The following is a 23,754-nucleotide window of genomic DNA, read 5'->3' on the forward strand; positions in this document are numbered from 1 at the left end:
CGTAAAAATCATGTTTCATCCACCTCCCAAATTTTGGTATACTTTTTATAATGGCCATTTTCCAGTTTTGTGGTAATGTTCTCACCTTGATCCAAGGCTCCAAAACTGACCGGAGCAGTCAAATTAAATTTAGAAGGATCAGCCAGAACATAGGCCGTCTTGCTACGGCTGAAAGCCTCGCGCTTAACCTGCGCTTCAGTGGGATCTGGGGTACTGAAGCCCGCCTTGACATCAATACCATTCGTGCCAAAAAAGCCTTTTGAAAAATGATACTTGCGCAGACAATTCAAGGCCTCACTTCCTACTACTGCATCGGTGATGGGTTTGATTTCGCCGCCGATAATAATTGTCCGACATCCTTTTTTAACAAGCTTTGTTGCAATAACCATGCCATTGGTCACATAAACAGCGCCGGTTTCACTGATGAAATCAACCATTGCTTCGGTTGTCGTTCCGGCATCGATATAGACAAAATCATTTTTTTCGATCAGTCCAGCACTAAATTTCCCAATGGCCTGTTTTTCGTTGCGGTGATGATCTTCTCTAAGATGAACGTCAAAATCAGTGGCTGCATAACTGCCCTTAATCGTAGCGGCTCCGCCATGAACCTTTCGTAGTTTTTTATTGTTGTCAAGGGTTGTCAGATCTCGGCGAATGGTAGATTCTGAAATCTCAAGGGTTTCTGACAGTTCCGACACTGTCACCACTCTCTTTTCTTCAACCATTTGAAGGATTTTTGCCAATCGTTCTTCAATAATCATTTACTCACCTCTTTTTCTGAATATTATCACCATTCCCAGTCATTGTCAATCATTATTTTTCAAATTTAGTCATTTGTAGTCATTTTTGCGCAAATCAGGCTCGGTTTTTTGCTTTCCTTATCTTGTTTTATACCCGCTTTTCCTTAATAACACAAAAAAGATAGAACCCCTTGGGTTCTATCTTATAAAACATTTTTCACACCTTATTTATTCAGCCAGAGGAAGGATGATGGCAGCTTTAAAAAGATCGCCATCAATTTCCAGTTTCAGCTCACCCTGCTGGATCGTCATTAAATCCTTGGCAATAGCCAGACCCAAGCCACTACCTTCACTGTTTCTGGTTTCATCACCGCGTTTAAACCGCTCCATCAATTCTTCTGGTGAAATATTCAGGGGTTGGGACGAGACATTTTTAAATACCACCATTCCCGTTTTATCTTCGTCACATTTTGAAAATTCAATATAGACCCGGGATTCCTTTTGTGCATATTTCAAAATATTGAAAAGCAGGTTTTCGATGACCCGCCAGATCAGACGACCGTCGGCGGTGACGACAAACAGATCATTGGGGTATTGGGTGATAAACTCCAGCTGGGAATTTTTCAGATCTTCTTCCATCTCACCCAGACCCTGGGTCATCAGCATTTCCATATCGACAGCCTGAAACTCCACTTCAATGTTCCCTGATGAAGCTTTGGCTGCTTCAAATAGATCATCGGTCAGCACTTTCAGGCGGTGCGCCTTATTTTCCAGGATATCTAAATATTTCTGCTTTTCCTCAGGATTCAAGTTTCCGTTTTTCAACAAATCAATAGAGGTGATAATCGAGGTCAGCGGGGTTCTGATATCGTGGGATACATTGGTCAGCAGTTCGGTTTTTAACCGCTGGCTTTTTACTTCTTCGGATACTGCCAGTGAAATGCCATCGCCAATGGCATTAATGCCCTCAGCCAATTCTCCCAAAGCACCATCAAAACCCGTCAGTTTGTAATCAACCTCACCATTTTTTATTCGTTCCAAGCCGTCCCGAATCCCATCATATTTTTTAGCCTTTTTTCCACCCAAATAGAGCAGATAAATAATGCAGATAAACGAGCAGATTCCGAGAATCGGCACCTGTACGGATAGTGCCAGAACAACCAGCAGAATTGCCCAAAACATAAATCGCTTCACGGTCGCAGATCCCTTCATGACATCATTGTAATAAATGGAAACTTTCTTGAACTGGTCTTTAATAAATTTCCATGTCCGTCTAATCAGTTTTAGAAACAACAACCGTTCCCCGAAACTGCCATCTTTTAAAATTCGCACCAGTGACAGTAAAAAGTTCAACCCAAAAGCAGCGCCCACAGCAAAGAGCATCAGCATGACCGCCCTGGGAAAATTCTGATCATAGAAGAATACAATCGCTGCAATGACAATGGTCTCGACCCCCAGCAATAATAAACAGTGCGCATCAATCCAGAATGCATCCATCGGCGAAAGGCTAATCCCGATCACATCTTTTTTTTGTCCAGCCGAAATACAAGCAAGCAGCGCACAAATGGCCGCCAGAATAAAAAACACCACAAAAATACTCATCAACCAGATAAATTCCAACCGTTCGGCCTGATACATCACTTCCCGTTGGGCAATATAGGCATCATCAAATCCGATGACGACCTGAAAATCCGGATCAACAGAGTAGCTCAATGGTTCGAATTTGTCAATACTGGGCAAGCTCGATGAAATCGCCCCTTTGTTGTAGGTGAAGTTCACCCGTCGATTAAGCAGATCATCCGGGTTGGCATCTTTAGGCTGACTGTTTTTAACGCCCTTGCTTTCAATAACATAGGATAACCCCTGGGTCTGTTCCAACTCTTTTTTTTGTCGTTCATACTGATAGAGCCCCTCATTAATCAGCAGTTTTTTTTGCGCTTCAAGCTCATTTTCATATTGTTGCCAGAAGTTTGCGTCATTGAGCATTTCCTTTTCAGTTGAGACACCCATATCGTCCGGATCGGTAATGCCCAATCCCGCTAATATATCCCATTTATAGTCGTCCATCGCATCGGGATCAATGGCCTTGCCGGCGCGAATATTTTCTTCGCTTTGGTAGAAATTATAAACCCGTTCGATACGATCGTAGGCAGTCAGCACCTTATTCTCCAGCTCGGCACTCTCCAGATAATTGTTCGTATTTGCCAAATAATCCCAATTGAACCAGTAGGATTCAAATAAAGCCCCAACGCTAACAGTGATAAAAACCACCGCCAAAAGTGAACAAGCGATTTTAAATTTCTGATCAGTCCAGATAGTTTTCAATTTTGTAGCCAATGCCCCACACCACCTTTAAATATTTTGGTTCTTTGGGATTAATTTCAATTTTTTCCCGAATCCGCCGAATGTGCACGGCGACGGTGTTGTCCGAATTATAGGCCGGTTCTTCCCAGGCATGCTCGTAAATCTGATCAATAGAAAATACCTTCCCTTTTTCTGACATCAAAAAAAGCATAATCTTGTATTCTACCGGCGTCAATTTCACCTCTTCGCCATCCACGGTCAGTCGTTTATAGTCATCTTCCAGCACCAGTCCGCCACTGCAATAGGTTCCCACTTTTTCAGGACAGCCGCCGAGGGTGTTGTAGCGTCGTAGTTGCGACTTTACCCGGGCGATGACCTCCATGGGATTAAAGGGTTTGGTAATATAATCATCGCCGCCCATGGTCAAACCCATGATCTTGTCATTATCTTCGGTTTTCGCCGATAAAAAGATGATCGGGATATTTTTTGTCTCTCTTATTTTCATGGTTGCCCGGAGCCCATCCATCTCCGGCATCATTATATCCATAATAATCAATTGAACCTCTTCTTTTTCCACCAGTGCAATCGCTTCTTTTCCTGTATAAGCTTTTAAAATCGCATAGCCTTCATTTTTTAAATAAAGCTCCAAAGCTTCAACGATTTCTTTTTCATCATCGCATATTAAAATACTCATTATCTAAGCTTCCGCCTTTCCATTTCATCTTGGTTTAACTTTAACATAAACTTCTGTCAAAACAACACTGAATTTCCTTAAGAAATTCTTACAACCAAAACCCGTCCGCCAGTCCCGCAATCAAAACCGCAAAAAAGGCAGCATCCATGGGATTGCTGCCCTTAAAAATATTCTAGATTAAAAACTTAATTCCTTCCGGCTTGTTTTTATTTGAGAATTCAAAGCCCTGCTGAATGGTATTTTCGATCATTTCGCCATCCAGATTCATCAGTCTGAACAAATTTCGGATAAAGAAATAGATCATTGCCCGACTAGTAAACTTGATGTTTTTTTCATAAAAATCGACAAAAAGTTCTTTTCGAGCCCCATATTCTGAACGGGCGATGACTTCCAGATCTGCCTCAATGTAGTTTTTATTGAGAAAATCGAGGCAGGAGCGGTTCAGCGTATTGGTAATGTTGGTTCGTCCGTGAGGATTTACATTTTTAACCAGCACCTCATAATATAGTGTTTTGTTATGCTCATCATTTAATATCGCTTCATAATACAGCACCAGGGAATAACAATACTTGGTATAAAGATTGAGATTCTCAGAAACCGACGAGACATAATCATACAATGCTAAAAAGAACACATTGTAGATATCAGTGATCATATCGTCTTTCTTTTTATAATAATAAGTAATAGTTCCCAGCTTAACATCGGCGCGATCCGCAATGTCCTGAATACCGGTTTTGTTATAACCATTCTCATAAAATAAAACCTTTGCGGTTGTTATTATATTACTCTTTGTTTGGGTTCCTTTTCTTGACGTTGCCATGGCTTGCCTTTCCTGTATAAATCATTTTATTAGTTACATTTAATTCATACCTTTGATCTTACGAAAAGTTTTGCCGAATGTCAATAGAAATCTTACGAATATTCCTAATTTACCCTAAGATGTTAAATTATTTCAGCAACAGGGTTTCTCGATCCAATAGATTAATCTCTGCTACCTTTTCCAGGGTTTCAATAGCTTTTTGCTGAACTTCATCATCAACCCGAATAATAATGATGGCATTATCCGTTTTTTTAGGCAGGAAGGAATAGGCATAGACAATGTTTATTTTTGCCTGGGTCAGGGCATCCACCAAAGTGCTCAATCCGCCGGGGTCGTCGGAAATCTCCGCCGCTAAAACCGGCGTCACCGTGGTGATGATATCATTTTTTTTAAGAAACTCAATCCCTTTTTCGGTTTCCTGCAAAATCAACCGTACGATTCCAAAATCGGTGGCATCAGCAATATTCAGGGAGCGAATATTGATCTTATTGTCGGCCAGAATTTTCAAGATATGATTCAGTCGGCCTTCATGGTTTTCGATGAAAATGGAAACTTGTCGTATCATTTTTTCTTCTCCTAAATTTTTCTTAAATCGACAACCCGTTGGCTTTTTCCTTCACTTCGGGGCAGGCTTTTGGGTTCCACAAGGGCTACCTTGGCATTGACGCCAATGGTTGATTGGATCCGATCTCTGATCCGTTTTTCCAGGTTCTCCAGATTGCTGATCCGATCCGAGAATAAGGCTTCGCTGAGTTCAACCTTTATTTCCAGGGTATCCAGCGAGCCGTCTCTTCTAACCACCAATTGATAATGGGGTTCCACTTCGCCAATTTCCAGCAGCACGCTTTCAATCTGGGTCGGGAAGACGTTAACACCACGGATAATCAGCATGTCATCGGTTCGCCCCTGGAGTCGACTGATTCTTAAATGGGTTCGGCCGCAGGCACAGGGTTCCGGTTTGATCGTGGTAATATCCCGGGTCCGGTAACGCAAAATCGGAATTCCCTCCTTGGTGATGGTGGTGATCACCAATTCGCCCTGTTCACCATATGGCAGCACCTTTAAGGTTACCGGATCAATAATTTCCGGAATGAAATGATCTTCCCAAACATGAAGACCATCCTGACATTCGCATTCGATGGCGACTCCTGGTCCCATGATTTCCGATAAGCCATAAATGTCATAGGCTTTAATTTTCAGTTTTTTCTCAATATCTTTGCGGATGTTTTCTGACCAGGGTTCGGCGCCAAAAATACCAACCCGGATCTTAAGGCTTTCCGGATCAATGCCAGCCTCCGCCAATACCTCTGATAAATAAATAGCATAGGATGGGGTGCATGTCAATACCGTTGAGCCAAAATCTTGCATAATCATAATCTGCTTGGCCGTATTTCCCCCAGAAATGGGAATGATCGATGCCCCCAGTCTTTCAGCGCCATAATGCACCCCCAAGCCACCGGTAAACAAGCCATAACCATAAGCATTTTGGATCACTGAGTGAGGTCCAGCGCCAGCTGCGACCAGACAGCGGGCCATCAGTTCCGACCACATTGAGATATCATTCCGGGTATATCCCACCACCGTCGGTTTGCCGGTGGTACCCGATGATGCATGGATTCTAACGATCTGCTCGAGCGGCACCGTGAAAAGACCATAGGGATAATTATCCCGCAAATCAACCTTGGTGGTAAAGGGCAGCTTCTGAAGGTCTTCCAGTGATTTAACATCCTCTGGCATCAGACCTTTTTCCTGAAATTTATTGCGGTAGAAGGGCACATCGTGATAAATTCGATTGACCATTCGCTTTAATCGTTCCAATTGCAGTTCCTGCAATTTTTCTCTTGGCATGCATTCGTAGCTCTTATTCCAGTACATTTTTTCCTCCAAAATTTTCTAATTGATTTTAAATAAAAAGACCCGTCCTTATTGAAAAGGACGAGTCTGACTCGCGGTACCACCTAATTTGATTATTAACTAATCCACCTTTATAGAACACGATTCGTTACCATCTTGTTCTTACTTTTTCTAACGGTGAGCGACACCGGATTTGCCTAGTAAATTTGTAAATAAATTAATTTATTCACGCTTGTTCAGCCAATCAGCTCCTGAGGGAACTTCACTCACGTCATTGTCATTGGCTTCCAGCCTTACCAACTCTCTGAAGACTCCAACGAAAATTACTTTCCTCATTCACAGCTTTTAATTATTTCAATTATTATATTACTAACCGCAAAATAATGTCAAGATTTTTTTAAATCGGTCTGCTCGAGCGAAAACTCCAACCCCTGATTTTTGCGAACAGCACCTTCTTTAAACTTATCCCCATTGCTGTTTAAAAAAACATATGGTAGGATTAACATGATTTGTTATCATTATTTCGTTATTTTAATCTTAGCCTAACGATCAATAAGGAGCTACCAATGAGCCATGTTCTTATTTCGCTTAACACCATCTCCAAATCTTTCGGAAAAAAATTAATCCTAAAAGATATCGACCTAAAAATCACCCCCAAAAGCGCCATTGCTTTACTGGGTCCCAATGGCAGTGGCAAAAGCACCTTGCTGAAAATAATCGCTGGTCTGGCAAAAATTTCTTCCGGCTCCATCGACTATGCGCCGCAGCTTAAAATAGCTTACATCCCGGAGAATTTCCCGAAAATTGATCTGACCCCTGAAGAATTTATTAAATCCATGGGTTTGATTGACGGTTTGACCCACGAACACGTCAGCACCAGCCTGGCGGAGCTTCTTCAGGCCTTTCAGATGCAAGACATGCGCGATGTTCCGATCAAGCATCTTTCCAAAGGCACGATCCAGAAGGTGTCGGTTATCCAGGCTTTACTTACTACCCCAGATGTCTTACTGCTGGACGAACCGTTATCCGGTCAGGACATCCAATCCCAAAAATTGTTTATCCGGATGGTTCAGGAACTGCATCAGCAAGGTGTGGCGACGATCATGTCCTGTCACGAGCGTTTTCTTGTCAATCAACTGGCTCACTCCGCTTACGAAATATCAGATCATCAGTTAATATCCCTAGATTTATCAGCCCTAACGGAAGTCGAATATGATGTGATGATTTTTGAAGCGCCGGCCGAAGCAACGCTTGATTTACAGCTACACCATTTAATTGAAAAAGCCGAATGGGATCATAACCGCTTAAAACTGATTGTCCCAAGAGATCAGAGTGATTTAGTTTTAAAGAAGCTGTTAAAACAGCAGTTTAAACTGCGGGCCATGGAAGGAATCGATCAATGAAAAATCTGTTAGTCTATCACTTTAAAACCTATCTCAAATCTTATAAATTACTGCTGCCCTTTTTAATCTACCTGATCTATCTATTTGCCGCTTACGGGATCATGCCTTTTTCGATTGTTTCCAGCTTTTCCGAATCAGCTGGTGTTCTTTTCTTTATCATGGCCTTTGTCGGATTCAGCTATGCCGAACTTGAAAACCCGGTTACCGAACAGCTGGTTTTGCTGCGGGTCAATAATGACACTCTTTATTACCTGAGCCGACTGACCGTGCTGCTGATTATTGGCGTTGTTATGAGTATCCTGGGCATCCTGTATCCGCTGGTTTTAAATAGTGTCAACAACAATCTCTTATTTACCCGCAGTTTACAGTTCGAAGATGTGGCGATCGGGCTTTTTCTTCATTGTTTAATGGCATTTTTAGGAGCCATGACCGGTTCTTTTTTTCATCCCCGGATTATCCGAAACCGAAAAATGGCCGTGCTGCTGTTGTTCTTTGCTTCTGTCATGGGCATATCAAAGGGTGCCTTGGCCGACTATTTCCCGCCAACCCGCTTGATCGCCTGGGTTTTTCCGCCAGTTTTTGATATCCTCGCCTCCTTTACAAGCCTGGAATTTTTTGTTATCCCAGCCATGGCATTACCCGTTACGCTGGCTCTCGTTTATGGTTTAGTTTTAATGATCGGTCAAATCAAACTTTTAAAACGTGCCAAATTCTAAGCGCTTGCTGTGTCGAAACGAGTTCTTGGCCAAGCCGCTCCTGAAAAAAGCCCATCAAAAAATTCACTTTTGATGGGCTTTAGTATTATTGGTTTAATCATTGGTTCAATTATTGATTTGATTTTAGATTCGATTTTTAAACAACACCCAGACCAACATCACCATAGGTTGCCATTTCGCGATTCATGTACAAGGCTGCTTCGACAATATTAAAAGCAATGGCGGCACCGCTGCCTTCGCCCAAACGCATGCCCATATCCAGGAATGGTTTGGCACCGATAAATTCCGAAGCAAAGGCAGCGCCCTTTTCAGCTGAAGCGTGAGAACAGATCAGGTAACCTTTAGCTTCCGGTTTAATTGCGATCGCAATAGCGGCCGCCGCGGTGGAAATAAAACCGTCTATTAAAACCGGAATATGATTGGAGGCTCCAGCCAGCATCGCTCCGGCCATGGCGCCAATTTCGAATCCACCGACCTTTGCTAGGACATCAACGGCATCCGCTTTATCGGGTTGATTAAGGGCAATGGCATCGCGGATCACCTGGGCTTTAACAACCTGCTTATCTTCCGACAGATTGGCTCCGGCACCAGTCAGTTCGCCCGGATCAATCCCACTGAGAGCGGCGATAATGGCGGCGCTGGCCGTGGTATTCGAGATCCCCACTTCACCGGTTCCGAGAATATTATAGCCATTATTGATGGCGCGTTGAGCCACATCGATGCCCGCTTCCAGAGATTGTACGGCTTCTGCCCGGGTCATCGCCGAACCTTTTCGCATATTCGAAGTTGATTTTCTGATTTTTTTGTCGAGAATTTTTGATTTCGGTTCCAGCTCCGCTTTCATGCCAACATCGCAAACAAAAATATCAGCGCCAGCCTGTTTACTTAAAGCGGCAACTCCGCTTTTTCCGGCAACGATCATCTGCGCCATCAGCTCGGTTACTTCCTGAGGGGCTGCGGCAACGCCTTCTTCAAACACGCCATGGTCGGCGGCAAAAACCAGCATCGCTTTTTTGCTGACGTCCGGATACATTTCCCCGGTAATGCCGGCTAACTGCACAGCGATCTCTTCCAGCGTCCCCAGACTGCCCACTGGTTTAAGCAGAAAATCTACCCGTTCCTTGGCGGTTTTCATCATTTCTTCATTAAGCGGTTGGATTTTTGCTAATGTTTCATTTAATAAACTCATTCTATACTCCTGTCAGTTCGACTGTTTTTTCTCATTATAACATATCTGGGGACTTTGAAAATTCAAATTTTAAAGTTTTTTACAGCGGCAATCGTACTTCAAACCACACCCCGTTTTCCCGGTTATCCACAGCCACCTTGCCGCCATGGCAGACTATGATGCCTTTGACGATTGCCAGACCCAATCCAGCGCCTTTTTTGTCCGATTGAGCCTTGTAAAAGTATTCCCAGATCTGATTGATCTCATTTTGGGGAATTGACTTACCCACATTATAAACAGAAACGATCCACTCTTTTTCCTCGATTTCACAGCCAACCTGAATAATTCCGTCAGTTGGAGTGACATGTTTGATGGCATTGTTTAAGAGATTATAAAAAACCTGTTCCATCCGCTTACGATCCATATTGATTTTATGTTCTGCGTCACAACTATTTTCAAAAACAATGTTTTTTTCAGGATAGGTATGCGTAAAGCGATCAACCACCGAAGCAATCACCTCGACACCTGAAACCGTCTCTTTTTTAAGTTGATAGGCCCCTGATTCAATTTGTGCTAAATCCAATAGATCGCTGGCAATTCCACTGATCTTGTCCGCTTCTTTTTGGATGGTTACATAATAGTCCTGTTCTTCATCCCGATTTTCAAGAATGCCGTCCTCTAATGCTTCCGCATAACTTTTTATAACCGCCAACGGCGTTTGGATTTCATGGGATACCTGGGCGGTAAAGCGCTGTCTCATTTTTTCAAATGCACGTTCTTTATTGAGTTCTTCCTGAAGTTTTAAAATAGCCCCTTCCAATTCATCGGATATATGATTCAAGGTTTCTCCTAGCTGACCAATTTCATCTTGTCGGTTTCCCTGATATTTTTGAGTAAAGTTAAGATTTCCCATTTCTTTGGAAATACGATTTAAGCGAACAATCGGTCTTGAGATACCGCGTGCAAAAAAATACGCAAATACTAAAGAAAATACAAAGACGATAATTAAAAAACTCAGTAAAAAATTTTGCACAATTTCGATGACATCGTGAACCGAATACAAAGGAATCCGTCCAATAATTTGAGACCCATCACTGGCAATAACTTTATGTGTTAACCATTCAACTTGATGTTCATTATTTCCTAAAACAATCACGAAACTCTCACCTTCGTGATGATCAGCGACCTGACTTTCAATACTATTCTGTTGTCCCTGTCCTGATCCCGTACCGTTTCCTGCACCACTGCCGGTCCCATTCCCGGCACCACTGCCCGTTCCATTCCCTGTTCCGCTACCGCTTCCTGATCCACTACCGGCACCATCTCCGGAACCTGATCCTGATCCTGATCCTGATCCTGATTCGCTACCGCTCCCATTATGTTCGCCTCCAGCAGCCAGTCGTTCTGATTCAATTACCATTTTACTTAAAGATCCACCTTGATCTTGTTCCGCCAGATTAAATCCTTGAGTCAGCATTGCCTTATCAACTACAACTTTTTCAAACGATATTTCCTCTGTAACCGTTTGTTTTTGGATGATTTGTATCACGGTTCCGCTTTCTCCGGCAAGATCAATCAATGCTTGCAGTTCTGGGGTCAATCCGTCTTGATTGTAAATCGCCTTTACTTCTTCTGTTTTTTCGATTAAGGCTTGCGTTCTACTTTGAGTATAATAAACTTCAAAATATGAACTCAGTACATAATAGGTTAAACTACAGAGAATCAGAAAAAAAATGCCGAGATAAAGCATCAATCTTGAAAAAATCGAACTTCTCATTCTTTAAATTTGTATCCCATTCCGCGAACGGTTTGAATACATTCTCCTTTTTCGCCCATTTTTTTTCGCAACCGTTTGATGGTCGTATCAACTACACGTATATCACCATCATAGTCATATCCCCAAATCCGATCAAGAATCTGTTCTCTGGTCAATACCAGTTTATGATGATTGATAAAATAGCTTAAAACCTCATATTCTTTTTGTGTGAGGTTGATAATTTCGTTATTAATTGTTATTTGTCGTTCGTCAGAATTTACCACCATCCCACAAACATCAAGCTTATTCTCAGTTGTAGCAACCCCACTTCTTTTAAGCAACGCTTTGATTCGAACCATTAATTCTCGGGGACTGAAAGGTTTGGTTACATAATCATCTGCGCCTACTTCAAATCCTTGAATTTTATCTTCTTCTTCTCTTCGGGCGGTGAGCATGATGACTGGCACATTGTCCGTTTCCCGTATCTCTTCCAGTACTTCAAACCCATCCATTTTGGGCATGGTTACGTCCAGAATAATACAATCCGGTTGTTTTTCTGCCCAAAGATCCAATGCTTCTTCTCCGTCAGCTGCGCCAAAACCATCATAGCCTTCTTTTTTCAAATATTTCAAAACGATTTCCCGCAGTTTATCTTCATCCTCAGCTACTAATATACGAATACCTTTCATTATATATACCTCCACGACGTTTTGTCAGCTTAACATTTTTTGATGGCAATTTTGTGTCAAAACTTATGTTTTATTGGTTTTATAAAGGCCAGCTTATAAAGATATCTTAACATAGCATCCTGGTTTTTGCTTTACCTTTAAACAATTGTTTTTTTATGCCAGCATCCATCTTTTATTTACGTCATCCTTTCATTGATGCCGTTAAATTTCTTCAATGCTGACACCCAAATGACATACAGGCATCCTATAATACAAACATCGAAAGAAACAAAAATAAAAAAACGGAGGAATTTACAATGAAAGCAAAATTAATCTTAGTCACATCGTTAGCATTAATGTTAGCAACCGCAGGTACCACCTTTGCCGCTTCAGGTTATGGGCAAGGCGCTGGAACTGGCCTTGGTCAAGGCAATGGTGGCGAACGACTTTATGAGAATTATCAGGGAACGGGCGATGCTAATGGTGATGGTCTCTGTGATCTCACCGGAAATCCGGCTGGTACTGGTGCATTTATCGATGAAGACGGCGATGGTGTTTGTGATGTCGGTGGTGGTACCCATCCTCAAGACGGGTCTGGTATGCAACGTGGTGGTCGCAGTCTTTGATTAAACTTGATATTTGAATAATTTTTAAGATGATCATTCTGACACATAAATGACATAAACAAATTGTATAATGAAGATAGTAAAAGAAGCACACAAATAAAAAAACGGAGGAATTTACAATGAAAGCAAAATTAATTTTAGTCACATCGTTAGCATTAATGTTAGCAACTGCAGGTACAACCTTTGCCGCAAACGGTAATGGTCGAGGCGTTGGTGATGGATCTGGCCTAGGTCAAGGTAATGGCGGAGAAAGACTCTATGAGAATTGCCAGGGAACGGGCGACGCTGATGGCGATGGCATCTGTGACCTTACCGGTAATCCTGTTGGTACTGGTGGCGCTGGCTACGGAGCTGGTACAGGTACCTTTATCGATGAAAACGGCGATGGCGTTTGTGATGTCGGCGGCGGCACCCGTCCTCAAGATGGATCCGGAATGCGACATGGCGGAAGAACACGATAACTATTTTATCCTTTCACTAAAAAAGTCCCAATGAAAATATCCTTTCATTGGGGCTTTTTTTATTTAACGCTTCATCATCAATCAATCAATCAATCAATCAATCAATCAATCAATTTATTTATTTATTTATTTTTCAACCTATCAACGGGTTCCTGCAACAATCCTGCCATTTAATATAATTTGCGATGTTTCCTGGATATTATCGCTTAAGAAATTGGTACAACTGCACCCTGGTAGTTGTCTTCAATAAAGCTGATGACTTTTTCGCTTTGCAGCGCTTTCATCAATGCCACGGTTTTTGCGCTTGTTTCATCTCCGGCTCGGACTGCGACAATATTTGCATAGGTCTGAGCTGCCAATGAATCTTTTTCTTCTTTGGCAATCGCATCTGTTCCGGCATTCAGTCCCGCTTCAATGGCATAATTTCCATTAATGACGGCCAAATCAACATCAGGAAGTGATCGCGCCAGTTGAGCCGCTTCCAGTTCTTTAAAGACGAGATTTTTGGGATTTTCAATGATATCTTTTGGCGTTGCTTCCAAACCAGCCTTGGGATCAACCTTGATTAAGCCAATTGTTTCAAGTAATAACAACGCTCTGGCTTCGTTGGTTGTATCATTTGGGATGGCAATCGTTGATCCATCAACAATCGCCGCCAAGGTTTTAATTTTCCCTGGGTATAAGCCCAATGGTTCATAGTGAACGGCACCAGCACTAACCAGTTTGGTGTTGTTTTTTACATTAAAGTCTTCCAGATAGGGCAGATGCTGGAAAAAGTTGGCATCTAACTCTTTGTTTTCCAGGGTTAAATTCGGTTGAACATAATCGGTGAATTCTTTAACTTCAAGGGTGTAGCCCTCTTCTTTTAATACTTCTCCTGCGACTGCTAAAATCTCTCCATGAGGCGTTGGACTTGCCCCGACAACGATGGTTTTGTCATCTGTGCCTTTAGCTGCACAGCCTGTGAATAGAGCCAAACCGAGAACACTGATCAATAATACTGAACCTAATTTTTTCATGATCTTCTCCTTTTCTTTTCTTTCATATAATTCCTAGTTGAATGATATGTAATATAACATGGACACTGTCCGCTGTCAACCCCAATCGTCTGCTGATTGTAAAATTGCGCTGCTTTATTTTCGGCGATCCTGTTTTTGGGCGATTTTCATCCCCACCTCCTGGAACAGCTGAACAATTAAAACCAGCAGTACCACAGTAATTACCATCATCCCGGTTTCATAGCGATAGTAGCCAAAACGGATGGCAATATCCCCCAGGCCGCCACCGCCAACAATCCCCGCCATGGCCGAATAGCCTAAGATGGTGGTTGTAGCGATGGCCGCACCAATAATCAGCGAAGGCTTTGCTTCTGGAATCATCACCTTGGTCACCACCTGCATCGGGCTGGATCCCATTGACAGCGAGGCTTCAATAATTCCGTAATCCACCTCTTTGATAGAAGATTCCACCAGCCGGGCAATAAATGGCGCTGCTGCAATTACCAGCGGTACAACTGTTGCCGTGGATCCAATGGTCGTTCCCGTGATCAGTCGAGTCAAAGGGATCACCGCAATCAACAGAATCAGGAACGGGATCGACCGGGTAATATTTACCACGATGTTGAGCACCTGATTGAGCACCTTCATCGGCACAATCCCCTCAGAATCACTGGTGACCAGCAAGATCCCCATGGGCAACCCAATCACATAGGCCAAAAGTGTCGACGCCAGTGTCATATAGAGGGTTTCAATGGTTCCTTGAACCATCAATGCGGTCATTGAACTATCCCACATGGGTTCCCACCTCCTCAACTGTTATTTGATGTGAGCGGAGATAATTAACAGCCCTGGCCGCACTGAGTTCATCCTCAGGCAATTGAATGACCATTTGCCCAAAAGCGAACCCGTCGATATTTTTCATATCGGCATGGAGAATATTCACCAGGCATTTTGTTTCCAGGACCATTTTTGCGATCACCGAATCACTAGATGATTTTTCATCAAAGACAATCCGATAGGTGTTTTTTCCCATCACCACCGAACCCTGATCGCCTTCGGAAAAGATCATTTTTTTGGCAATCTCGGTTTTCGGGTTTCGGAAGATGTCCTCAACCTCACCGTCTTCGGCAATGCGGCTTTTATCGATGATTGCCACATGGCTGCAGATCTGTTCCACCACACTCATTTCATGGGTGATGATTACAATCGTAATGCCCAATTTATGATTGATTTCTTTTAACAGCTTGAGAATCGAATTGGTCGTGGACGGATCCAGCGCCGATGTGGCCTCGTCACACAAAAGAATCTTAGGATTATTGGCCAACGCTCTGGCAATCGCAATCCGTTGTTTTTGACCTCCCGACAACTGCGCAGGATAGGCCTTGGCCTTATCTGGTAAGCCCACCAATTCCAACAATTCGGCGGTTCTTTTTTTGGCGGTTTCTTTATCCACCCCAGCAATTTCAAGGGGAAAAAGAATGTTCTTTTCGGCGGTTCGCTGCATCAGTAAATTAAATTGCTGAAAAATCATACCCACCGAGTAACGCACCGTTCGCAACTCTTTTTCAGTTATTTTTGATATATCCTGTCCATCAATGAAGACACTGCCGCTGGTGGGCTTTTCAAGCAAATTAATACAGCGAACGAGGGTGCTTTTACCGGCTCCGCTCATACCAATAATGCCGTAAATATCGCCCTGGTTGATGCTTAGATTAATACCATCTAAAGCTTTTACTTCGCCGCTTTTGGGACGAAAGGTTTTCCCCAGATCTTTTATTTCAATGATGGGTTTTTGGGACGTCATTTTCGTTTCGATGTTCCTTACCCTCCTACAATCAACAAATTTAAATAAACAAAATCATATTAAAAACAGTGGGTTTAATATACACCCACCGTTTATTATAGTATCGATTTCATTTTCTTGTCAAGCTTAATAGCTCAATCCCTTACCTAAATATCGGTAATTTGTGCGCCAAAGGGAAACAGTGCCAGCTTGGCAAATTTAAACCACTGTAGTCCAAAAGGGATTCCAATCACGGTAATGCAATATAAAATCCCCAGAATCGCCGATCCCGCTGCCAGACCCCAACCGAAAATCAGGATCCACAAAATATTCAAGATCACCGAACCGGTTCCCATCTTTGAATAATCAACCGTTTTCCCAAATGGCCACAAGACCAACTGCGCCATTTTAAAAGCCTGCAACCCCAGCGGTATACCAATAATGGTAATACAACAGAGAATGCCAGCGATCAACCAGGCGATCGCCATAATCAGGCCACCAAGAATAATCCAGATAATGTTACCAATGATGCTCATGCTTTTTCCTCTTTTCAATGTCTCTTTATTTCCTGCTTGCGAAAATACCCCGAGTTTTGCAAGCAACTTGCCATTACCCACTTCTTATTTTACAGACGGATCCCGAGCTACCGCTGCCTTTTTAAATTCACGGTTGCCGATATGGCAATACCCGCCAGGATTCTTGATCAGATAGTCCTGGTGATATGCTTCTGCTGAGCTGTAGTTTTCCAGCGGCAATACTTCGATGGCCAGAGGCACCCCATATTCCAGTCTTAATGCCTGAACTGACTTTAAGATCACTTCCTCATCGGCGGGATCCAAATAATAAATACCAGTGCGGTATTGGGCACCCACATCATTCCCCTGACGATTTACCGCCACGGGATCGATGACTTCAAAATACATACTCAACAGAAATGGCAGGCTGATCACCTGATTGTCATAAGTCACCTTGACCACCTCGGCATGCCCCGTATTTCGATGACAGACGTCCTCGTAGGTGGGATTCTGGGTTTTTCCATTGGCATAACCAACCTCAGTTTTCAGAACCCCTCTGATGGCCTGAAAGTACATTTCGGTTCCCCAGAAACAGCCCCCAGCCAGAATTATTTCTCTAGCGTTTTCGTTTTTATTATTGTTTATCATCTCAGTTTCCTTTCCAGATTTCAATAATTTTTGCTACCGTCACGGCTTGCTGTTCTGCCGACGAAATGGCTGCTGTTCCATCGCCGGCCTGTGCTCCGTAATTTCCAAAACCGCTATGATTAGCACCTGATATTTCGTGATAACTGGCATTGACTGGCATTTTATTCTGACCGCCTTCAAATCCCTGCTGGTCAATAATCTGATCTTCACTGCCATATAGACTCAGGACTGGATGGCTGCTCTGAGCCAGAGATTTATTGGGATAAGCCCCCAATAAAACCAGCCCCTCCACCTGATCTTCATGTCCGGCCAAATAATCCGCCGCCATGGCGCCGCCCAACGAGTGACCAACCATGATCCACTGGTCAATTTCCGGCAAGGTTTCCATTACCTTATCTGCACCGTTGGTATTAAACACTGCCAGATTAAAGGGCATCCCCACAATAATCGCCGGATAACCTTGTTCCGCCAGCGAATGCATCAGCGGGGCATAGGCGATATCTTCAACCTTGCCGCCGGGGTAAAAGATAAAACCCTCTTCATCCTGGCCTGCCGTCGGTGTGAAAATAGTCAGATTTCCCTCTTCCCTGACATTGACCTGATCATCTGAGATCAGCGCCTCATGGGCGGTTTGATCAGCATGGTAATAGTCACCCAAATAGGTTAGCATTCCAATAATGAGTACCGTCAATACGATTCCAATTATCTTAATGATCCCTTTTAAGCTTTGACCTTCTTTCATCACTACTCCTTTTTTTGCCAAAATGACGCTTTGTTATCAATTTGCTCTATATTATACCCCAACCCATTATAAAACAACAGTTAAGTCATTTTAACCTTTTTCAAAAAACAAAAAAACCGCAATTTCTGCGGTTATGATTTCAAATGGTGACCCATGGGCGACTTGAACGCCCGACACCCTGATTAAAAGTCAGATTAAAACGGTTCTTTTTTATTTATTATATATCACTGTTTCGTTACAAACCTTTATTTAATGCGGTTTTAGCGCTATCACGTTTTCTCTTCCTTTATATATGTATTTTTTCTCGTGTGCTAAATATGTGCTAATTTTTTATCAACAAATTCATAGTCGAAAATTATCTTTCTAATTCTAAATGCAAACTCTTCGTATTTACTATTTTTGCATTCACCCTTTTCATAGTTGTCAACATAATATTTTAGTATTTTTAACGATAACTCATGACTAGAAACATCTACTTTTCCCTCTGAAATTAAAAACCTAATTTCTTCAATGGTATTAATATATTCTTCAATGTACCCTGTTGTATACTCACAATCAATATCGCTTAATTCAGGATAAACTGTTTGAAAGTTCATCTGCGAATACTTTACATTTTTAGAAATCTTATCAAATTTTTTTCTGTTGTCTTTAAACAATTTTCCTCATTATTATTTTTATCATCTTTTCTTTGAAGTTCTTCTATTATTTCAAAAACTATCACCGGGTTACAATTATCAATTAACTCAATACATATTGGTATTCCAATATTTCTATGATTTACTTTTTCAGAATGAATTCTGTTTACTTCGTTACTTTTATTTGCATAATTTATTGTGATAACTACTGCAGCAATTGTTGCGGTTGCTCCTAAAAGTGTTCCAAAATATTCCAGTGTCTCTGCTGCATTCCACATCGTAATAAAAATAGGTGTTTCATTTCCAATAGAATATAAAAAATTAATAATAATCGGTCCTAAAACACTACTTATAACAATTACTATTCCAATAAATTTTGGTTTTGACAGTTTTTCAAACAATCATTTGTCCCCCCACTCAATAATTTTCTTCATTATATCATGTGTATTTCAAATAGTCTAAAAATACAAAAAATAAAAAACACCGCCCCGAAGGGCGGCAATACTAATCATTCCATTGAAAATGAACAAAACTTTGTTCCTGATACTCAATTGTTTTTAATCCATGCTTCCTCCCGATCGCTGCCAGTTCGGAAACAGTAATTCCATTGGCCGCATAAACCGGCACGTCTGCAGCCCTTCCCAACATGTGATAAGAGTCCGGAACACCGCCAACATCTGCATTGAGTTGCGGACACCGAATCCCTGAGCTGATCGACATCGGTATCCCAGCTTCCTGCCTGACCTCTTCCAGCTTCAAGATCAACATTGGATGTGGTTGGACAGGGAACCCGTCGCAATAACCTGGACCACCTTCCCAGATGCATTCACAGGAAAACTCAAACATATTGAAATGTGCTGTCACCTGCTGATGCCGATCAAAGCCCTCTGGCAAGACTGGTTCCGGGATGACTGTTGGTGTTTCTACCGGTGCTGCTGGCTGAGTATTAAACATGGCTGCAAAAGTCTGTGCTCCGACGATCTGATCCGCTGTCAATCCATGATTTTTCTGAAACATTCCAACAGCATCAGTTGTTTCTATTCCAGATCTTCCCAGCCTCCCATCAATGGCCACTGGATAACCCAATTCATTTAACTTGGTCTGAACCGCTGCCACTTGTCCGCAAATCTTGCTGTAAGTTACCGGTCCCGGGATTCCATCAACATCTATTCCATATCCCGCCTGGGCGGTTCTCACCGCTGCTGCTGTCATTAATCCAAAATTGTCATCCACTGTCAGATTCCCGAAATTAAGAAGATTCAACATCCTCTGCAGTTCTGCTGTGCTCAACGTTTCCGGGAATGTGCTGTCCGCCTGGGCAATGGCTGCGGCGGGATCCACTGGCAATGGTGTTGCGGTTCCTGATCGGTAATCTTTGTAGCACTCATTCAAATCCACATTACCTGGTATTCCGGGCACCGATCCCGTACAGGAATACTGCCATAGATCAATGGGGTGCTCATAACTGCAGTAATCATAATCGTATTGAGCACACCAGATTGAGTATTTACTGATCCGGCTGTAATCCATGGCTCTGAGCCAGCTCAGACTTCCATAGATCCCGGCTTTATATCCTGCCGCTTCAATCACTTCACAAAATGCCACGGCCCGATCTGTCAGGCTGTCATTCATCAGCTCCGCTTCTTCCAGATCATAATAAACTGGCCAGGTGACTGGATAGGCTTTAATTCTCTCAAGAACAAACCGGGCCTCTTCCCTGGCTCCTTCAACCGTATTGGCCAAAGCATAATGATAGGCTCCTACTGGAAGCCCCAGTGATAACGCCCCCTTGGTATGATAATCATAATAACTGTCATTTTCCAGCCCATAGCCAGTACGTGTGATGACCAGGTCAATTCCACTGACCTGGCTCCAATCTGCTTCACGCTGCCAGTAACTGACATCAATTGCTTTCATTTTATTGACCTTCTTTTGTATTGGCGATTGTCTTAATGCTCTGATCTGCTGATGTGTTCTGTTTTTCTTTGACCTGTTGTACATATTGTTGAACTTCAGCGACTGTGACCAATCCCTGTTTTAATAGTTTTAGCACCTCATCGGACGTTTGAGCCGATTTTGTGATTGACATGTTCTTCCAGATCCCATAACCGATACTCGCAAACATCAGCGCCCAGGACACAAACTGAAATAATTGATCATTTGATACCTCAATCGGATTATGACCGATCGCTGTCAGAATCGCATTCGTGACGGTTAAAAGAATCGTTGCCAGTACCACCCACGTTGAAACGGACACTCCACTCAGAGCGTCCGCAATTTTTGTTATTTTTTCTTTCATTTTCTTGTTTCTCCTTAATCTGTTTTGAATTTCAGAGCGCACACACGCTCATAGAGCTGTTTACATGTACCATTACCGCCCATGGCCGTATACGCATTATAAAGGTGTTCCAGGTTCTTCAGATCCTCCACATCGATGCTTTCCTGTTCGATATAATATTTACAGGCCTGATATACTCGATCATGGAGTATAGCCAATTGCCCGGCGATCAGAATTTTTTGAGTTTTTTCGTACTCATCACACCGCTTATTCAGATCATCATGCGGCTTAATAATTTTTTTTCTTAAGCACTCAATGACCGGTGGCCATATCTTTGCTTTAAATGTTAATAATACGAGAACCCCTCCCACTACCTTTACCGCCAGATCAAACGCCGCTTCCGCTCCCAATTCCACCCTCCTGTGATTCTTTTTCAATGTCGTTTTGGAGTAAATAAAAAGACACCTTGACGGTGTCTAACTTTCTTTATGAATAGTACTTTATTGATTTATACTCAGTACCTATAACAGCTTCTTTCTTAACCTTTTCCCATTCCTCCTTCAATAATTCTTGTGACAAGCTGACAAGATTTTTTAAGTGCTCATCAAGAATATTTATACCATCAATCTTATCATATTTGAGTACCTTTTCTAATAACTCTATAATTTTTTTATCCACTTCTCCATTTGGATTCAATCTCAGTCTTATCAAAAAGTTAAGTTTATCAATTTCCTTCAGGACTTCCATTCCATTTTCAGAATCAACTTCCAGACAAGAATAATAAAAAAACTTTGTATGTCCACAAAAAGTAGAAATGTCTTGCCGTATCCTTTCAAGCCATTTATTTCTTTCTACTGTTACATTTAAAATAAAGTTCCCTTCCTTTGCAATTCTCTCCACATTCATTTTGTTTGAAATCCCCAATATAAAAGACAATAAACCAACTAACAAACTCACAGCCACGGTACCATCCATAAATTATCCTCCGTTCAGTATTCTAATATTTGTTTGTCCTAGCATACTATATATTTAAAATACTGTCAAAAGTCTAAATCCATCTGTCTCATTTTGGGTATCATTCATCTGAAAAACAGCCTAAGCTGCAACGTTCATCAATCCGACAAGTTCGGTGTACTGATCTTGAGTGATTCGATTTCCAAGTAAAAATACATCCAGTTTTTTCAGCATGTCTTCTTTATCATAATTGCCGTTTGTAATCATCATCTTTGCTACTTTGTAAGTCATTTTCATTTCATCCTTTCTATATTCCTGATTGCATTTCCATTAAAACCGTCTGGTACTGGGTTTCCAGATATGTTGCGTTAATCATTTCCGCTATGGTTGGTTCGGGATTGATTGGATCAATTGGCCCAATCATCGGCTCAACTTTCATAATCTTTTCTACAGTTCCGGTATCGTAGGTTCGTTCGATGTAAGTATAACCGTTTTCTAATATCTCTTGTTGGTTTGTAATTTTCATTTGTTTTCTCCTAATCTAAAATGTACTCAACATTTTCTGATGTTTGTGTATTTTTTTGACCATATACGACAAGTGAGCTATTAAACCTGATATGTTCCGGTAACAGGAATAAGCAACCATATGTTGGTTGGGTAGCCGATAGTGGGAGCGATAACCCAGAAGCATTGTTGACAGATGTGCCGTTAACGTCTGATATAGGTATACCGAAAGGTCTAGTATTGATAAAAGCAGATTTATTAACTACCCCCACCCCTTGCCCAGCGGCGGTTAAACGCCCACTCATGCAATCTATATCGAACAGTGTTGTGCCGTCAATTACTACTTTCAACCTTCCTCCTGGGCTTGACGTTGAAGTTGCAAACATAACTGCGGATACTAAATAACCCCCACCCGAAATACTTACGTGTTGGGTTAAACTTGAAACCGCAATGTCGAAATTTATCGAGAAAAAACGGTAATTCTTTCCAACTGGTTGTTTTAATTTTGCTACGTCTGTTTTTACCGTTGCAACATCGCTCTTTACAGTATTAATATTTGCATTTGCGATCGCCAAATTGGTTGATAAGCTAGATAGCGCATTTCCATTTGCATCGACAATCGTCTTAATATCTTGAGATGTAGCCTCTTTTGCAATAAAAATCTCACCCGCCATTTAAACCACCTCCCTATAATAAAATGCGCCGTTGCTTATTCCAAATTCATATCGTGTGGTTGTTGCATCATCTGTTAATTTCCATTGATTTTCTTCAAGATTATTTATCATCACAAACATATTTGTAGCTACATCCCCGGAAAGAGCCCCCTCCAGAGAATCCATGAAACTATTAAACTCTGCCTGTAAATTCGCTTCGATTTGGTCAATCTCAATCTGCTTTCCCGCCACATAGTCAACCAAATTGGAATTGAACTGGGTTTGCTTTTCTGAAAACCACGCTTGATACTGGTTAAACAGGGTTGTTGTATCCACCTGATCCACAACACCATGCACAATTCCACAATAGGTGTTGTTAAGGCGTAGATCTGTAATACTGGCCTGAGAAATACTCACAGCCCCATTTGAAACATAAATATCTGCAACACCCAGCTCCCACATATCTGCATCACGCTGCAGACTTGGAGCAACCGGCGTACTGGCAAATGTCCCCTTTTTCACATACGCTTTTATTTCTCTATTCAAAGTAGTATGCCGCAAAACAATCCGGTCAATCCGTTTTAAAACACCATCCGCCGTTTCAATGCTTAGACTTTTATCGCTATCATTTTTGTACCTATATCCATTGATATAAGCATTCCCAGGCTTCAGCGTCACTGTCATATCATTATTGGCCAATACCTGGCACTGAGTTGATGGGTTCGGGTAAATCCCGTTACTGATGAAGTCAGCAAAATATTCCGCAAAAAATGCTGTGAAATATCTCCTGTCCCCGTTTACTGATGGGAAAATCCCACTCTGTTCTGCCATTTG

Annotated in this window: 29 protein-coding genes and 1 other annotated feature; of the genes, 4 read left to right on the forward strand and 25 right to left on the reverse strand. The window is 42.1% G+C overall.

Annotated features, from left to right (window positions below; all coding sequences use genetic code 11):
* Window positions 1-8: 8 nt before the first annotated feature.
* The 6 genes from Q7J41_RS04030 to Q7J41_RS04055 all read right to left on the reverse strand — a co-directional run bounded on the left by Q7J41_RS04030 (window position 9) and on the right by Q7J41_RS04055 (window position 6,433).
* Entirely contained in the window at window positions 9-761 is a 753-nt protein-coding gene (locus Q7J41_RS04030; RefSeq protein ID WP_304885476.1) for a DeoR/GlpR family DNA-binding transcription regulator, read from the reverse strand.
* A gap of 207 nt (window positions 762-968) precedes the next feature.
* Window positions 969-3,077 (reverse strand): sensor histidine kinase KdpD, encoded by a 2,109-nt coding sequence (locus Q7J41_RS04035; RefSeq protein ID WP_304885478.1) that lies wholly within the window; start codon window positions 3,075-3,077, stop codon window positions 969-971.
* On the reverse strand, window positions 3,046-3,738 hold the full coding sequence (locus tag Q7J41_RS04040) for a response regulator transcription factor (RefSeq protein WP_304885479.1): 693 nt from the start codon (window positions 3,736-3,738) through the stop codon (window positions 3,046-3,048). Before Q7J41_RS04040 ends, Q7J41_RS04035 begins: the two co-directional genes overlap by 32 nt.
* A 172-nt stretch (window positions 3,739-3,910) precedes the next feature.
* The gene (locus tag Q7J41_RS04045; protein WP_304885481.1) at window positions 3,911-4,558 is read right to left on the reverse strand and encodes a TetR/AcrR family transcriptional regulator; all 648 of its coding nucleotides are present in this window, start codon (window positions 4,556-4,558) and stop codon (window positions 3,911-3,913) included.
* Between the two features lie 127 nt (window positions 4,559-4,685).
* The gene (locus Q7J41_RS04050) at window positions 4,686-5,123 is read right to left on the reverse strand and encodes an ACT domain-containing protein (RefSeq protein WP_304885482.1); all 438 of its coding nucleotides are present in this window, start codon (window positions 5,121-5,123) and stop codon (window positions 4,686-4,688) included.
* A gap of 11 nt (window positions 5,124-5,134) precedes the next feature.
* A complete protein-coding gene (locus Q7J41_RS04055; RefSeq protein ID WP_304885484.1) occupies window positions 5,135-6,433 on the reverse strand; it encodes a phenylacetate--CoA ligase family protein in 1,299 nt (432 codons plus the stop codon).
* A gap of 53 nt (window positions 6,434-6,486) precedes the next feature.
* Window positions 6,487-6,761: a binding site (T-box leader), on the reverse strand.
* A 217-nt stretch (window positions 6,762-6,978) separates the two neighbouring features.
* Here Q7J41_RS04055 and Q7J41_RS04060 point away from each other — a divergent pair.
* Together Q7J41_RS04060 and Q7J41_RS04065 are read left to right on the forward strand one after the other, a co-directional pair.
* Window positions 6,979-7,815 (forward strand): ATP-binding cassette domain-containing protein, encoded by an 837-nt coding sequence (locus Q7J41_RS04060; RefSeq protein WP_304885485.1) that lies wholly within the window; start codon window positions 6,979-6,981, stop codon window positions 7,813-7,815.
* Window positions 7,812-8,531, forward strand: a complete 720-nt coding sequence (locus tag Q7J41_RS04065; protein WP_304885487.1) for a hypothetical protein — start codon at window positions 7,812-7,814, stop codon at window positions 8,529-8,531. The genes Q7J41_RS04060 and Q7J41_RS04065 overlap by 4 nt, the downstream gene beginning before the upstream one ends.
* Before the next feature lie 136 nt (window positions 8,532-8,667).
* On the opposite strand, the gene cobT is transcribed toward Q7J41_RS04065, so the two are convergent.
* From cobT to Q7J41_RS04080, 3 genes are all read right to left on the reverse strand, one after another.
* Window positions 8,668-9,720 (reverse strand): nicotinate-nucleotide--dimethylbenzimidazole phosphoribosyltransferase, encoded by a 1,053-nt coding sequence (gene cobT / locus Q7J41_RS04070; protein ID WP_304885489.1) that lies wholly within the window; start codon window positions 9,718-9,720, stop codon window positions 8,668-8,670.
* Window positions 9,721-9,799: 79 nt separating this feature from the next.
* A complete protein-coding gene (locus tag Q7J41_RS04075; RefSeq protein ID WP_304885491.1) occupies window positions 9,800-11,476 on the reverse strand; it encodes a HAMP domain-containing sensor histidine kinase in 1,677 nt (558 codons plus the stop codon).
* A complete protein-coding gene (locus tag Q7J41_RS04080; RefSeq protein WP_304885493.1) occupies window positions 11,473-12,144 on the reverse strand; it encodes a response regulator transcription factor in 672 nt (223 codons plus the stop codon). Before Q7J41_RS04080 ends, Q7J41_RS04075 begins: the two co-directional genes overlap by 4 nt.
* Window positions 12,145-12,440: 296 nt before the next feature.
* Between Q7J41_RS04080 and Q7J41_RS04085 the strand changes: the two genes are divergently transcribed.
* Together Q7J41_RS04085 and Q7J41_RS04090 are read left to right on the forward strand one after the other, a co-directional pair.
* Window positions 12,441-12,749 (forward strand): hypothetical protein, encoded by a 309-nt coding sequence (locus Q7J41_RS04085; RefSeq protein WP_304885495.1) that lies wholly within the window; start codon window positions 12,441-12,443, stop codon window positions 12,747-12,749.
* A 119-nt stretch (window positions 12,750-12,868) separates the two neighbouring features.
* Window positions 12,869-13,210 carry a hypothetical protein gene (locus Q7J41_RS04090; protein WP_304885497.1) on the forward strand — a complete coding sequence of 114 codons (342 nt, stop codon included), beginning with the start codon at window positions 12,869-12,871 and terminating at the stop codon, window positions 13,208-13,210.
* 206 nt (window positions 13,211-13,416) lie between these two features.
* On the opposite strand, the gene Q7J41_RS04095 is transcribed toward Q7J41_RS04090, so the two are convergent.
* The 16 genes from Q7J41_RS04095 to Q7J41_RS04170 form a co-directional block, all read right to left on the reverse strand.
* A complete protein-coding gene (locus Q7J41_RS04095; RefSeq protein ID WP_304885499.1) occupies window positions 13,417-14,229 on the reverse strand; it encodes a MetQ/NlpA family ABC transporter substrate-binding protein in 813 nt (270 codons plus the stop codon).
* Window positions 14,230-14,343: 114 nt separating this feature from the next.
* Window positions 14,344-15,003, reverse strand: coding sequence for a methionine ABC transporter permease (locus Q7J41_RS04100; RefSeq protein ID WP_304885502.1), 660 nt, complete (start codon window positions 15,001-15,003; stop codon window positions 14,344-14,346).
* Window positions 14,993-16,012 carry a methionine ABC transporter ATP-binding protein gene (locus tag Q7J41_RS04105; protein ID WP_304885503.1) on the reverse strand — a complete coding sequence of 340 codons (1,020 nt, stop codon included), beginning with the start codon at window positions 16,010-16,012 and terminating at the stop codon, window positions 14,993-14,995. The genes Q7J41_RS04100 and Q7J41_RS04105 overlap by 11 nt, the downstream gene beginning before the upstream one ends.
* A 146-nt stretch (window positions 16,013-16,158) precedes the next feature.
* Window positions 16,159-16,527: a YccF domain-containing protein gene (locus Q7J41_RS04110; RefSeq protein WP_304885504.1), complete on the reverse strand. Its 369-nt coding sequence runs from the start codon at window positions 16,525-16,527 to the stop codon at window positions 16,159-16,161.
* A gap of 84 nt (window positions 16,528-16,611) precedes the next feature.
* Window positions 16,612-17,154, reverse strand: a complete 543-nt coding sequence (gene msrA / locus Q7J41_RS04115; protein WP_370650978.1) for a peptide-methionine (S)-S-oxide reductase MsrA — start codon at window positions 17,152-17,154, stop codon at window positions 16,612-16,614.
* A gap of 1 nt (window position 17,155) precedes the next feature.
* Window positions 17,156-17,896 (reverse strand): alpha/beta fold hydrolase, encoded by a 741-nt coding sequence (locus tag Q7J41_RS04120; RefSeq protein WP_304885506.1) that lies wholly within the window; start codon window positions 17,894-17,896, stop codon window positions 17,156-17,158.
* A gap of 311 nt (window positions 17,897-18,207) precedes the next feature.
* Complete coding sequence (locus Q7J41_RS04125; protein ID WP_304885509.1) at window positions 18,208-18,552, reverse strand: hypothetical protein; 345 nt, start codon at window positions 18,550-18,552, stop codon at window positions 18,208-18,210.
* Complete coding sequence (locus tag Q7J41_RS04130; protein WP_304885510.1) at window positions 18,504-18,932, reverse strand: hypothetical protein; 429 nt, start codon at window positions 18,930-18,932, stop codon at window positions 18,504-18,506. The genes Q7J41_RS04125 and Q7J41_RS04130 overlap by 49 nt, the downstream gene beginning before the upstream one ends.
* Before the next feature lie 103 nt (window positions 18,933-19,035).
* On the reverse strand, window positions 19,036-20,448 hold the full coding sequence (locus Q7J41_RS04135) for a GH25 family lysozyme (RefSeq protein WP_304885511.1): 1,413 nt from the start codon (window positions 20,446-20,448) through the stop codon (window positions 19,036-19,038).
* A 1-nt stretch (window position 20,449) separates the two neighbouring features.
* The gene (locus Q7J41_RS04140; RefSeq protein ID WP_304885513.1) at window positions 20,450-20,830 is read right to left on the reverse strand and encodes a phage holin; all 381 of its coding nucleotides are present in this window, start codon (window positions 20,828-20,830) and stop codon (window positions 20,450-20,452) included.
* 14 nt (window positions 20,831-20,844) lie between these two features.
* Entirely contained in the window at window positions 20,845-21,219 is a 375-nt protein-coding gene (locus tag Q7J41_RS04145) for a hypothetical protein (protein WP_304885515.1), read from the reverse strand.
* 76 nt (window positions 21,220-21,295) lie between these two features.
* On the reverse strand, window positions 21,296-21,784 hold the full coding sequence (locus tag Q7J41_RS04150; RefSeq protein WP_304885516.1) for a hypothetical protein: 489 nt from the start codon (window positions 21,782-21,784) through the stop codon (window positions 21,296-21,298).
* Between the two features lie 120 nt (window positions 21,785-21,904).
* A complete protein-coding gene (locus Q7J41_RS04155; RefSeq protein ID WP_304885518.1) occupies window positions 21,905-22,054 on the reverse strand; it encodes a hypothetical protein in 150 nt (49 codons plus the stop codon).
* A gap of 16 nt (window positions 22,055-22,070) precedes the next feature.
* Window positions 22,071-22,289 carry a hypothetical protein gene (locus tag Q7J41_RS04160; RefSeq protein WP_304885519.1) on the reverse strand — a complete coding sequence of 73 codons (219 nt, stop codon included), beginning with the start codon at window positions 22,287-22,289 and terminating at the stop codon, window positions 22,071-22,073.
* 10 nt (window positions 22,290-22,299) lie between these two features.
* Window positions 22,300-22,941, reverse strand: coding sequence for a hypothetical protein (locus tag Q7J41_RS04165; protein ID WP_304885520.1), 642 nt, complete (start codon window positions 22,939-22,941; stop codon window positions 22,300-22,302).
* A complete protein-coding gene (locus Q7J41_RS04170) occupies window positions 22,942-23,751 on the reverse strand; it encodes a hypothetical protein (protein ID WP_304885521.1) in 810 nt (269 codons plus the stop codon).
* Between the last annotated feature and the right edge of the window lie 3 nt (window positions 23,752-23,754).

The sequence above is a fragment of the Acetobacterium sp. genome, from assembly GCF_030652775.1.
Taxonomy (GTDB): domain Bacteria; phylum Bacillota; class Clostridia; order Eubacteriales; family Eubacteriaceae; genus Acetobacterium.